Annotated in this window: 17 protein-coding genes; all 17 read right to left on the minus strand. The window is 41.8% G+C overall.

Features of this window, described 5'->3' with window-relative positions; translation table 11 throughout:
- Positions 1–6 precede the first annotated feature (6 nt).
- Entirely contained in the window at positions 7–3,030 is a 3,024-nt protein-coding gene (locus tag H6G77_RS28285) for a peptidase domain-containing ABC transporter (protein WP_190873328.1), read from the minus strand.
- The gene (locus H6G77_RS28290; protein ID WP_313954531.1) at positions 3,027–3,782 is read right to left on the minus strand and encodes a peptidylprolyl isomerase; all 756 of its coding nucleotides are present in this window, start codon (positions 3,780–3,782) and stop codon (positions 3,027–3,029) included. The genes H6G77_RS28285 and H6G77_RS28290 overlap by 4 nt, the downstream gene beginning before the upstream one ends.
- 176 nt (positions 3,783–3,958) lie before the next feature.
- Positions 3,959–4,183: a hypothetical protein gene (locus H6G77_RS28295; protein ID WP_190678030.1), complete on the minus strand. Its 225-nt coding sequence runs from the start codon at positions 4,181–4,183 to the stop codon at positions 3,959–3,961.
- Positions 4,184–4,231: 48 nt separating this feature from the next.
- Positions 4,232–4,711, minus strand: a complete 480-nt coding sequence (locus tag H6G77_RS28300) for a DUF4326 domain-containing protein (protein WP_190678027.1) — start codon at positions 4,709–4,711, stop codon at positions 4,232–4,234.
- A 38-nt stretch (positions 4,712–4,749) separates the two neighbouring features.
- A complete protein-coding gene (locus tag H6G77_RS28305; protein WP_190873329.1) occupies positions 4,750–5,442 on the minus strand; it encodes a 3'-5' exonuclease in 693 nt (230 codons plus the stop codon).
- Positions 5,443–5,490: 48 nt separating this feature from the next.
- Entirely contained in the window at positions 5,491–5,712 is a 222-nt protein-coding gene (locus H6G77_RS28310; RefSeq protein ID WP_190678025.1) for a hypothetical protein, read from the minus strand.
- 37 nt (positions 5,713–5,749) lie between these two features.
- Positions 5,750–6,277 carry a DUF1822 family protein gene (locus H6G77_RS28315; protein WP_190873330.1) on the minus strand — a complete coding sequence of 176 codons (528 nt, stop codon included), beginning with the start codon at positions 6,275–6,277 and terminating at the stop codon, positions 5,750–5,752.
- Between the two features lie 114 nt (positions 6,278–6,391).
- Positions 6,392–7,285 (minus strand): hypothetical protein, encoded by an 894-nt coding sequence (locus tag H6G77_RS28320; RefSeq protein WP_190873331.1) that lies wholly within the window; start codon positions 7,283–7,285, stop codon positions 6,392–6,394.
- A gap of 59 nt (positions 7,286–7,344) precedes the next feature.
- Positions 7,345–7,611 (minus strand): hypothetical protein, encoded by a 267-nt coding sequence (locus H6G77_RS28325; protein ID WP_190873332.1) that lies wholly within the window; start codon positions 7,609–7,611, stop codon positions 7,345–7,347.
- 101 nt (positions 7,612–7,712) lie between these two features.
- Positions 7,713–7,994, minus strand: coding sequence for a hypothetical protein (locus H6G77_RS28330; RefSeq protein WP_190873333.1), 282 nt, complete (start codon positions 7,992–7,994; stop codon positions 7,713–7,715).
- Between the two features lie 29 nt (positions 7,995–8,023).
- Positions 8,024–8,557 carry a WGR domain-containing protein gene (locus tag H6G77_RS28335; protein ID WP_190873334.1) on the minus strand — a complete coding sequence of 178 codons (534 nt, stop codon included), beginning with the start codon at positions 8,555–8,557 and terminating at the stop codon, positions 8,024–8,026.
- A gap of 66 nt (positions 8,558–8,623) precedes the next feature.
- Entirely contained in the window at positions 8,624–8,974 is a 351-nt protein-coding gene (locus tag H6G77_RS28340; protein WP_190873335.1) for a hypothetical protein, read from the minus strand.
- Between the two features lie 85 nt (positions 8,975–9,059).
- Positions 9,060–10,682 carry an AAA family ATPase gene (locus H6G77_RS28345; RefSeq protein ID WP_190873336.1) on the minus strand — a complete coding sequence of 541 codons (1,623 nt, stop codon included), beginning with the start codon at positions 10,680–10,682 and terminating at the stop codon, positions 9,060–9,062.
- Positions 10,624–10,926 carry a hypothetical protein gene (locus H6G77_RS28350; RefSeq protein ID WP_190873337.1) on the minus strand — a complete coding sequence of 101 codons (303 nt, stop codon included), beginning with the start codon at positions 10,924–10,926 and terminating at the stop codon, positions 10,624–10,626. The genes H6G77_RS28345 and H6G77_RS28350 overlap by 59 nt, the downstream gene beginning before the upstream one ends.
- Before the next feature lie 44 nt (positions 10,927–10,970).
- Positions 10,971–11,177, minus strand: a complete 207-nt coding sequence (locus tag H6G77_RS28355) for a DUF2997 domain-containing protein (RefSeq protein WP_190873338.1) — start codon at positions 11,175–11,177, stop codon at positions 10,971–10,973.
- A 3-nt stretch (positions 11,178–11,180) separates the two neighbouring features.
- Positions 11,181–11,624, minus strand: a complete 444-nt coding sequence (locus tag H6G77_RS28360) for a DUF1257 domain-containing protein (RefSeq protein ID WP_190873339.1) — start codon at positions 11,622–11,624, stop codon at positions 11,181–11,183.
- Between the two features lie 3 nt (positions 11,625–11,627).
- Positions 11,628–12,065: a DUF1257 domain-containing protein gene (locus H6G77_RS28365; RefSeq protein WP_190873340.1), complete on the minus strand. Its 438-nt coding sequence runs from the start codon at positions 12,063–12,065 to the stop codon at positions 11,628–11,630.
- Positions 12,066–12,200 lie beyond the last annotated feature (135 nt).

Consider the following 12,200-nt stretch of genomic DNA (forward strand, 5'->3'; position numbering starts at 1 on the left):
TCCTCTTCATCCTCCAGCTAATTCCTGTTGTTGATAAAGACAGTAATACAAACCTTTCATAGTAATTAATTCATCATGCGTTCCTTGTTCTGCTACCTGCCCTTGACTCATCATCAAAATAATATCGGCGCTCCGAATAGTTGCTAGTCTATGCGTGATAAACAATACAGTTCTATTTCTTAGAGCAGCTTGCAGATTTAAACAAACTTGACGTTCAGTAGCATAATCTAAAGCACTGGTAGCTTCATCCATGATCAGCAACGGCGGATTTTGTAGTACAGTCCGAGCGATCGCTATTCTCTGCCTCTGTCCCCCAGATAAAGCTGAACCTCTTTCACCAACACGAGTTTCGTACCCATTGGGCAGATTCATAATAAAATCATGAGCGCAAGCAATCTTGGCGGCTTGCACAATTTCTTCGGGAGTTGCATCTGGCATTGTCAAAGCAATATTCTCTTGTATTGTAGTATCAAACAGTAAAGTATCTTGCAGTACCATACCGATTTGACGGCGTAAAGAATAAAGCTCTACTTTGTTAATATCGTAGCCATCGATTAAGATACGACCAGCATCAAGTTCATAAAGTCGAGGAATCAACTTAGTCAGTGTACTTTTACCTGCCCCACTTTGTCCAACTACTCCAACAAAGAAACCAGCCGGGACTTCTAAACAAACATGATTCAGTTGAGGAGTGGGACTTTTTGCAAAACTAAAAGTTACACTGTCATATTTAATATTGCCTACAATTGCTGGCATAGGAATTTGAGAAGAGAGGGAGAGGGGGAGAGTGGGGGAGGGGGGAAATTTCTTCCTTTCTCCCGTTCCCCCACTCCTCCACTCCTCCCCTCCTAGTTCTGTTTCTTGAGGATGATCTAAAATATCCGCCAGCCGCTCTAAAGATAATGCTGTTTCTTGGAAGTTCTGCCACAGTTGAATTAATCTCAACAAGGGACTTGTGACATAACCTGCAATGATGCGAAAAGCAATTAATTCTCCTAAAGTTAACTGCTTTTGTAATACTAAATATGCCCCTACCCACAGTAATAGTAAACTAGAAAGCTTATTTAAGAAGTTGCTTAGAGAACCTGCTGTATTAGATGTGAGTACATTTTCAAAACTGGCACTGATATAACGTGCATAACGTGTTTGCCATTGCCATCTAGAATTCAGTTCAATGTTTTGGGCTTTAACAGTTTGAATCCCAGATACCACCTCAACTAAATATGATTGTGTATCAGAATTTTTTTCAGCTTTAGTGCGAGTTTGTTGCCGGATAATAGGTGCAAATATGAATGTTAATAGCGCAAATAATGGCACAGTTGCTAATGCCACAATAGTTAATAGCCAACTATACCAAACCATTACTCCTATATAAACAACAGAAAAAATAGCATCTAGAACGACAGTTAATGCCGTTCCTGTCAAGAACGAGCGAATATTTTCTAATTCATTGATGCGACTCGCTATTTCTCCAACAGGACGCTTTTCAAAATAACGAAGAGGTAATCTCAATAGGTGATCAATGACTTCTGCACCTAAAGATAAATCTATCCGATTTGTTGTGTCAACGAATAAGTTAGTTCGTAACCATGTAATTACTCCTTCTACTACAGCCATTGTTACTATTAGACACCCTAATACATGCAGGGTGTTAATACCATTTTGTACAATAACTTTATCAATAATAACTTGTGTAATTAATGGATTAGCCAATCCCAATAATTGTACAAACAATGAAGCGATGAATACTTCAATTAATACTACTTTATGTTTTTTGATAGCTGGTAAAAACCAGGATAAGCCAAATCGCTTTTTTGGTGTTTCTGATGTGGCTTGTAACAGCAGAACTTGTCCTGATTCACCCCAAGTTTCAATAAAATCTACTGGCTTTTTACGAGTTATTCCCTGCTCAGGAATTGCTAGAACCAATTCTTTTTCTGATGCTTTGTAGAGAATTGCAAAACTGTCTTGCCAAGGTAGGAGTACGGGTGTAGGGAGTTTAGAAATAGTCACAGCCGGAATATTGACTAGTTGGGATTTCAATCCCAGTAGTTCTGCTACACCACCGCATAGTTCGATGGGGATTTTACCTGTTCGTTGGTAGTTATTGACTAAAGCACGACGCAGTACATCTCGTTTCCACGGCATTCCTAAATGTTGCGACAGCATTTGAAAACAAGCCAAGGTGCTATCTACTGGCCCTCTTCCTTGAATGTAAGGATATTTGACTTTTTGGCTATCTTCTAAATCTTCTTCCAGTTCTGGATTTAACGGAGCATAAGCAGCTTCCGCCCAAATTTCTGCCTCAAAAGATGAACTCGTCGAGTCAGGGGAAGGGAAATTAATTGGTAATGTCGGGTCAATAAAACCAACTAAGCGAACTTCTCCACTAATCTGTGCTGACATTTCACTTTTGTTGAGCTGTTCTCCTACAGCATAATTAGAACCTTGAGAACTGACCAACCACAATAAATTTGGATCTAGTTTCTGAAGTGATGTTTTACCAGAAGGTAAATTCAGAATGGTTGCTTGGTATTTTGTTGCTAAGGCAAGTTCTTTTAAATCTTCTCTAACTTTGCCCCGTCGTTCTAATTCTGCCCCTAACAAATCAAAAATTTCAATTAAACTGCAAGTATTCCGAAAGAATCTGGCTATTACTGGTGTTGACTCTAATAGTCCTAAAAATTCTGATGCTTTGATTGTCAAACACAAAGTTTCACATGATGCAATCGCTGTTTCACAAGCTACACCTCGCAGCACACTTGTCCAACCTAAGATTGATCCTGGTTTTAGTAATTCTAAGGTATCTGGGACATTAGCTCCAGGTGCATATCCTAATAAACGAGCTTGCCCTTGATAAATAATCGCTACTCTTGCAGGCAGATTTTCTCTGACAAGAATTGCCTGTCCCATTCTGTAGCGCAATGGTTCTAGTTTTGCGGCGATGCCCTCAATAGTATGAATGTCGAGTTGGTCAAATGGGGAGATGCTTGTTAAGAACTCAACGATTGTGGCTGTACTGGAGGTCATTTTGTTAGTAAAGTTGGGGTAGGTGCATCTTCTAGGACTTTCAGAGGTGTTTTTTCTATTTCTTCGTTTAGCCACGTCTCGAAAAAATGGTTGAGTAGAACAGAACGCATCCCATCATCTAGTTGTGCAGGAATGAGCTTTTCTAATTTAATGATCACTACCCAATTCTCTAGGCGCATTGGTGGCCATAGCTGTCCTGGTTGAGATATCAGTAGTTTCTGAACAATCTCTTTATGGGGTTGACCAATTGCCACAGGGCCAATCAATCCCCCTGTTTGGACTTCTTGTCCTTGGGAATATTCTTTGGCGCATTCTGCAAATGTTTTTTCTCTTGCTTTAATCCGAAAGTAAAGTTCTTGTGCTACTTCTGGATCTGATGTACGGATTAAAGAATAGATAACTTTATCTAGTTGTGATTTATGCTGTAGAAAATAAGATTCTAGCTTTGCTCCCCAAGTAGCTATTTTAAATTTTTCTATCCTCAATCCTCTTGTAGCGAGAGCTTCTAATTGCACTTCATTCATTCCGTAATTTTTGAGAGTTGAGGCAATTATTTCTGGTGTAGTTAAGTGATTTTCTTGGTGAAATTGCTTTATAGCATAGGACTTTTCTTCTGCTGTAATGTTGATCTGGGCAATTGCCTTTTCCACAATCAACCATCGGACTAACTGTGGCAGCATTTGACTACTAGCCAGCATTGTTAAAACCTCGGCAGCAGTAATTATTTGGTTGCCAAATTGGATGTAGCTCACGAAAAAGACAAGCTCAAAAGAGCTTGGGTAGATTGCTTTACTGCTAGTGATATATGTTGTTAATATCACCCTACTGCATCATGTCTACTAAAATGCCTACTTGGCAACCTTAGCTTTACCTAATTCTGTTCAGAATTTCTTTATGTATGTGGTATGTACTGATACCAATAAAATAATCAATCAGCTGCCTGCCAGAAATACGGACTGGCAATTGTGGAGTTGGCAGCGATAATCTCCACACCCCAACAGCCCAACGCACCAACGCCCAAAAAACAGGCACTCACGAGGGAGGCGATCACAGTTTGGTGTAAGAACTTGGCGAGTGGTTTTATGCGGCAGCAGCGAATGACGATGTATTTGTGATCAATGAAATACTCAGCTTGGTATTGGCGATGGTTCATATTTGCTCCTGAAAAAAATAAGACAGCCGAAGCTGTCTAAACTGATGATTATTGCCAAAGTCCGCTCAAATTAACGTCTGCATCCCAATTAGCATCAACTAAACCCGACTCAATCAAATGCAGACAAGCAGAATAAAGTATTTGTGTGTGGCATTGTTCTGTCCCTTTGACTGGAACATAATCTTGAATTTCTACGCACCAGCAAACTAGTCCATCTACCTGATGATCAGCGATTGCGATCGCTAAACATTTCATAAATTGCCAATAACGGAATTCCCACGGCTGGAGTTGGTCTAAGTTTCTGTCTCGATAACAACAGATTAACCTCCAAACCCACTGACGATATTTTGACAAAGATTCAGCTAAGTTTTTAACTTTGAATTTAGCTTTTTTGGTGGTTTTCCAAGTAAAGGGATTACCTAATCCGATTAGTAATTGCTGGCACAAATATTCGTCCTTTTTTGGTCTACCACAGTAGATCAATCTAGAATTGCTCACATAGCCAGCACGATATTTGAGGATGTTCATTTGATTTTTAAAAGCTTTCCCTTTGTTACGCGAAGGCGTTAGATAATGCTCACATCAAAATCAAGAGTTTTGACAAAATCCTCCAGCAAGCACTGGCGAATTGACTTATGCCAAATCCGGCGATCGCCATCCCACGCAAACTTTGCTCTACTCGCCAAATGGCGGTCTTCGTAACCAACTAAGGCTTTGATTTCTACCATTGGAGATTGAGCTAAAGCGATCGCATCCTCCACTAGTTTCGTCGGGTTCTTGTGGCGATTGAGACACTCGACCAACAACCGAACATCATCTGCTGCGCGGTGAACGGTGCTAATGCCGATGCCCATCCACAAGGCGAGGTCGGTTAATTTGTACCCACCGTGCGCGTTGATACTGTGATAGCCCCAATTGAAGTCACGCATAGCACACAGCCAGGGGACTGTAATCAAGTCTGGGAAAAACTTGTTAACCACCTCCGAATCAAACTCCGCATTGAAGGCCACCGCATAATCAGCGATCGCGGCCATCTCTCGCAAGAAAGCCAGTGCGGTTTTGTGTATGGGATGTGAGGTTTGGGTTAGCTTCGGGGAGATGCCGTTGATGGCTTGGGCGTGGTTGGTTGTGATTGGTAGTAGGGTTGAGATGCTGGCGATCGCACCCGAATACTCACCGATTTCGTAAAGTGTGGCTGCAATTTCGCAGGGGGTGTTTTCGTCGTCGGCAGTTTCTGTATCGAGTATTAGTAGTTTCATTTTTGCTCCTATAAAAAAGTAAGGCAGTTTTGTACTGCCTTTGACAAATTATTTTTTCAAATAACCAGAAATTTCAGATTCTTTTAACCCTTTGATAAAGCCTATCAATCCGTGAGGACAATCACATCCCAAAGCCTCCTGAAGAGTCGAAGAATTCAGATGATTTTCTTGACAAACAGTAGTGAAAATCTCCGAGTATGTTAACGCTAGATTTTCTTCTAATTGATAAACTCGCTGTTCTATTTTGTTAGCTAAATCTGAGATAGACATATTCCTCAATCAACAGCCTGAAGATTACGCGATTGAACTAACCGATCGCGCCACTCCTGATTCTCCAATAACGCACCCCAGGACTGAATTCGTGTGTTAATCGCAGTAGATTAATATCCCGTGTTAGCTGTTCTGCGTCTAAGGAATAAGTGCGATCGCGTCCGTCGTAATTGCCTTGCTGTTGGAGTTCTAGGTGAGTTGTGTATCCCCAAACTCTCACTAAACCATCATCAGGATTCACCTGAACAGCTAAATAGTAATCAGCAACCCAATTAGGAATATCCACCCACTCTTGCGGTACGCGAATTTCACTACTATCAATTGCTTCGCTGGGAACCAAAACTATGCGAATTTCCCCAATGGTGATTGCTGTACCATTGACTAATTCCCAGTGGCTTTGTGTGGTGGCTTCAGTATTCCAGACTTCTTCTAGCCAAGGCAGAACAGCTAATACAGAAAGGCGATTGATGTAGGCTTGAAAGCAGGTGCTTGGTGTGGGTAGACATTGGGTTGGTTGCCAAGCGGAATCTTGTTGAGTTTCGGATATTTCTAATAGTAAGTCCATTGAATTTCACAGAAATCTTCAGGGAGTTTTGGCGCAGCCGTAAGAACTTCTTTCGTAAAATACTGGTGAAGTGGAAGAAAAATTTAGCAGCCGACATTGGCTGCTAAAGAATTTCTACCGAACACCTACTGGGGTTCTTAGTCCAGCAACATAGCTCATCCACTGCTGAATGGCTTGTATCTCAGGAACCCCGGAAGTGATTGTGTCTATCACCTGCTCTTCATAGGAAAGAGATGCGTGATTCGGATCGAGATCGAAATGATGGTTTGCCGCCCATCCAAGGCAGATGGTTTTAATTAACTGGTCAACTCTCTGCTCAGAAAGTTGACTGGGATAATTTACGCCTTGAGACTGCAACCACTTTTTGATTAAATCAACAGGATAGTCGGTCAGAATACGGACTTGCTTAACCCTCACGTCATGCGGATGTGCTGCTGACGCGGGAGCTTTAGGTTGAGTCGATGGTTGGGGCTTTGTGACCGGTTTTGACGAGGGGTCTACAGCGTCTTCATCAAAATCTAAATCGTATTTCACACTACCCATTTTTAATTGAATGTTTTCAATGATGCTACCCCAGTCAGCAGCAGGATTCCATTGATAACGAATTTTAGCCTTAGTTGTGGCATCATACAAGGAACAAAATACGACGTTCTCATCCCCAGGATTAGCAACAATTTGCAGAGGTTTTGAAAAATCTTCTACCAATGATGCTGCCAGCAAGAAAGATTTACTAAAATTAGTTTCAATTCCGCTTCTGATAACATAAAGCTCATCGGCGCAGACAACAACATCTAGTTTCAGATTATCTTTGCCTTTAAATTCTTTACCAGTTAGTTTAAGCTCGCAGATATAACCTGTTAAAGCCTTATAAGGGACGGGAATTTGTTTGTCTTTATTAAAATCGTAGTTATACCAACCATAAACCCTGCCTTCAACTTCTAGTTTGTCTACATATAGATAAATGGGGTATGGGGGATTTCCTAAGCCTAGTTTGATTTCATTAACCATTGTTTATGTCCTCGAATTTTCATTGAATTTCTCAAGAGGATTAGCGGAGCAAATCGGAATCAAAAACTATCCAGTTCGTCCTCATTCAGAGCATCAGTTTTTTTGTAAATCTTGGCTTTATTCATCTGATGAACTGATTTTGAAATCAGTGGAATTGCCGCTTGCTTAACTGATTCTTTGGCTTTTTCAAACAAGTACTGTATGCACCCGTTTTCGTCTTCTTCGGGGTCAATCTGACCCCATAAAGAACAACCAATTTCGACTGATTCATAATCGCCTAAGTTGAATTTTCTTTGGTAACTAACAGAAATTGTTTTAATTTCCATAAAACTATTATTTTAAAACTTATAGAGGTTTAGCGTAGTTGTGTATTGAAAACTTTTAACAAGATTCCCCAGCCAAATACATGACTGGGAAATATAATTATTTATTCCGCATTAATGTAGTCAGTTGGATCTAATTGATATGGGGAAAATCCATCTGCATCACTACGGTAAATTGGCTCTACATAATCTAATACCACTTCATCCGCAATAATCTCTGTTCTTGTGCTAAGAGATGTAACTTGTGTGTCCATTTCTGGAATATCAATTCCTAATTGCTCACATATTTCTCGAATTTTTAGGTATTGAGGATGTATTTGTTTATCATGATGAGAATTGTGTCCATACCCCTCTGATTCCCAAGAACTAACAATTATTTTTGCCATAGTTTTATCCTTCTGTACTGCAAATTATGCTAAACTACCCGCCAGAAATGCTGGCTGATTGACTTTAAACTAACAACTTTCTCCCCAGAATCATCTTTTGATTGCTGCGGCTTTTCGATAGGCAGCAGTGAGTTGAGCAATCTAATCTGATGGTCAACATCTGCCACAGAATTGTAAATGTGGCAGGGGTCAATTTGCATTCCCAATGGTGTGGGAATGATTTTCAAATAATCATTTAATGCTTCAATGTAACCAGGGTTAAAGTTGCGAGTTTCGACATAACGACGCAGAGTAGTAAGTATTTGCAACGCCCTTCTGATATCCCCAACGCTGCAAGAATCAATCTGCGGCTGGCTTTCTTGATAGCCCTTAGACTTTTTCTCAAAAACTAAATTATTGTACTTGCTGATGGCTTGTTGGGGATTAGTGAAAGTGTGAGTTTTAGTTTGGGATTTGTAGCCGACTCGTCCCCATTGGACAATCAATTGATTACTCTCAACTTTGGCTGACCAGAATTTGTTGCTGTTGTTTACAGCATCAGCATAAACTAAATATGTTTCCATTCTTTTTATTACGTATTTAGTAAATAGGTGAGCAGCTTATTTACCAAATGCTCACCTATAATTAACCTATTGGCTTACTAGTACTCGTGCATTGCCCCAGCGTATTTGATGTTGTAGAGCGTCTAAAATCGATTCGGCTTCATCCACAGTTAGTCCCTCAAGTTGCGAACAAATATCGTACAAATCTTGAGGAATACTGTCGGGAATAACTAGTTCACATAGCGCATCTTCCAATGCTGCTGATATTGAATATTCAGATGCAGTGTATTCTTGTTGCATCAACACATAAGTTGATAAAGTGATACGAAACAAGAGCTTTGTTTCTCTAGTTAGCTGTTCTAAATATGCGCCATACTTATCAACAAGTTTGTCGATAAGTTCAGTTTGTCCATAATAAGTTACTAAATCTTTGGACATGATTTTTTCCTTGATAAATATTATTTCAAAAATTGTTAGCGTAGCGATCGCTCTTGTGTTGTTAACAAGAGCGATCGCCCATTCATCAGTTAAGGTTTCGATACCGCGCAGTTTTCAATGACTTGGTTGGTGCTTGAGCGAACGCACTAGAAGCCGCCCTTGCAGTTTTCGCCCAGTCTCTCATTCGCTCTACCGCCGCCGCATCCTGTACAGCCAGTGGTGTAATCGTCTGCCGACAAGCCTCCAGATCACCCAAAGTCACCTGCTGCGGTCTGCCTTCATCAAACGCCAACAGCGCAGCTTCAGCAGCCAGCGTTTCCAATTCAGCACCGGAGAATTGGGCGGTGTTAGCAGCTACAGCCTCTAAATACTCATCCTCAATCGCAATCCCAAAGCGATGCAGATGAATGCTGAGGATTTGCGCCCGTTCTGGTTCAGATGGCAAATCTACAAAGAAATTTTCATCAAAACGTCCTTTCCTTTTGAGTTCGGGCGGTAATGCCGAAATGTCGTTGCAGGTGGCGACAACAAACACCCCAGCAGTACACTCAGACATAAAGGTGAGGATAGATCCAAGAATCCTTTGAGAAACACCACTTGTGTCACCACTACCAGACAAAGCCTTTTCTATTTCGTCAACCCACAAGACACACGGTGCAATAGCTTCGGCAGTTTTCAAAGCTCGTTTAACGTTGCCCTCAGATTCCCCAACTAGAGAACCCAGGAGGGACGCAATATCAAGCTGGAGTAGTGGTAAATTCAGTATATTGGCGATGTTCTTTGCAAGTAATGTTTTTCCTGTACCCGGAACTCCAGCCAACAACACACCTTTAGGCTGAGGCAGATGTAACAGCCTTGCCTCTTGTGTAAACAACCGCCGCCGACGATTCAACCACTCACGCAATAAATCCAAACCGCCAAAGGGAATTGTCGCTGGTTTTCCTAGCTCAATACCCATTTGTGAGAGCAGCCGAGTCTTATACTGCACAGCTAATGGTGTCACAGTGGCATCAATAGTAATACCATTGCGATTCAAACGCTCTTTTACCGTCAGTCTCAAGAAATCGCTGATTTCTTCGAGAGTCAAGCCTAGTGCAGCACGAGCTAAGGATTCTTTCTCGGATGTTGTTAAGGCAACGGTGAACTTGACTTGTTGCTCTTGCGCCGACTCACCTAAATACTGCAAATACGCATCAAGATGTTCTTGGATTTGCTCAACGGTGGGCAGTGGCACTTCTGCAAACGGGATTAGCCTTACCAAAGACTCGTGCAGTTGGATGTTTTGACCCAAGAAGATGATGCGTTTTTCGGTGGGTTTCAACCTGTGATAAAGGTTTTTCACCCGTGTCAGGATTTCCCAAGATAACTGCGGCGAGTTCTTTCCAATAAATGGGTGAACGTCACTCAGGATGAATACGCCGTTGCTTGTAAAGTTATTGATGTACTCGAAGATATAAAGAAGCGGATCTGCTTGCGGCGGTCTTTTGTACTCTGGCACAGACTTAAACACCAAACCACCATCAGCAGCAATCTGACATTGTTCCAGGCTGGAAACTCCCAAATTCCAGAAGAATGTCGGGCATTTGAGTTTCTCGTCAGCTTGGGTTGAAAGCCACTGAATAATCGTGGCTTCTTCTGGGGCGAGTACCTCAAGGGCTGCAATCGGGATTTGTGAATCCAGGGTGGTGAAGAGATTGTTCAGATTCATGTTTATACGGTATTGGTGATAGTTCTTCGTGAGTACTAACCAGTTGGATTAGCACCTGATAACCTTCGGCATCGCCGTCGAATGCTTCTGCTACGCCGTTATTGTCTCGGTAAGAGATCGCCGCCACTATTGCGTTTAACAACACACTCAAGCCCTCAGTATTAGCCTTGATGATTACGGGCTGGCGTGGTTTTTGCTGGGAGTAGATATGAATAAAAGGGTATTCTTGAGGCAAGTTGTTCATAATGCGCTTTTTTCGGAGGGATTGGCTGATCCCTCCTTTTTGCTTTACTGTCTTAATCTGGTTTGATGGTTACTGGTAGTTCTGAGTTGTTGGGTTTCGGCTTCTTCTTTGAAGGTGCGATCGCCCACAACACCCAAAGCTTCTTCAAACGGCTGTGTAGCTTCCAGGCAAGATAGCCCCTCAAACCCTTCCGCTTCCACTCGCACTTCACCGGTTTTGCTGTCAAAATGAATTAATACTGAGCGTTCCATGAATTACCTCCTAGCGTATTGTTTGGTTTCCTGGTGTCCAGCAAAGGTTAAACGCAGGGTTTGCACTGACCCATTACTGGTTTCGGTGATTGTGCATTCGCCAAATCTTTCACGCAATTCTTCAGCTTTCGCCATCACCATCCGCCGTCCGTAAGCTGGCATCAACTGAGTAGCGTAGAATTTGCCTCCGAGTCGTCTGATGACTTCATACTCGTCCTGAATCATTTCGTACTCCGAGCCATTGAACTTAAACCCCATATCTGCACGGGCATTGAAGCTTGAGCCAGGGACGATGATTTCTGCACGTTTTCCTTGCGAATCACCGTAATAGCCTTTGAGTGGTTGTGGTATTTCGTGGACTTGCGCTTTGAGATTCAAGTCCTCTAAGGCTTGCACAAGACACTCACGATTGATTAGCTTTGTTTTGACCGTCGAGAAATGAGACATCTGTTATCTCCGTATAGTTTGAGTTGGTAAAACGACGCGAACAGTAGTGATAGAATCATGAGTTTTCGTTTCTACCACTTCACCACCCATTTGCGTAGCAATCTTAGGTAGGTACAGGTTGATGTATTCTTGTTGGAGCTTGGGTAAGAAATTTTGACCTAACCCTTGACCTGCTTTGGAGAGTCCTGCGCCTTGGTCATACTCGCTAATCAGACATTCGTATTCAGTCCCTTTCCAGTAAAAGCCTAAATCGTTGCTGAGACTGCTGATTTGGTTTCGGGGTACGACTATGTGGGCTGTTTGCTCTCTCCTGTCACCTCTATAGCCAGATAAATTCACTGGCTGATCATGGATTTGTGGGTAGAAACCAAAACGCTGTAATGCTTCGACCAAACAGGATTGGTCTTTAAACTTGATAGCGATTTTTGAGAAATGTGACATATTTAAAACATCAAAGAAATATCAATACCTTCGCCAAAATAAGAGGATGAAGAGAGAGGGCTGATGTAGTAGAGTTATTGTCTTCCCAAACGACAACTCAAAAGCCACAACAAGCCCATGCCCGATATCTTATCA

It is taken from the genome of Aulosira sp. FACHB-615 (assembly GCF_014698045.1).
In the GTDB taxonomy this organism is placed as follows: Bacteria; Cyanobacteriota; Cyanobacteriia; order Cyanobacteriales; family Nostocaceae; genus Nostoc_B.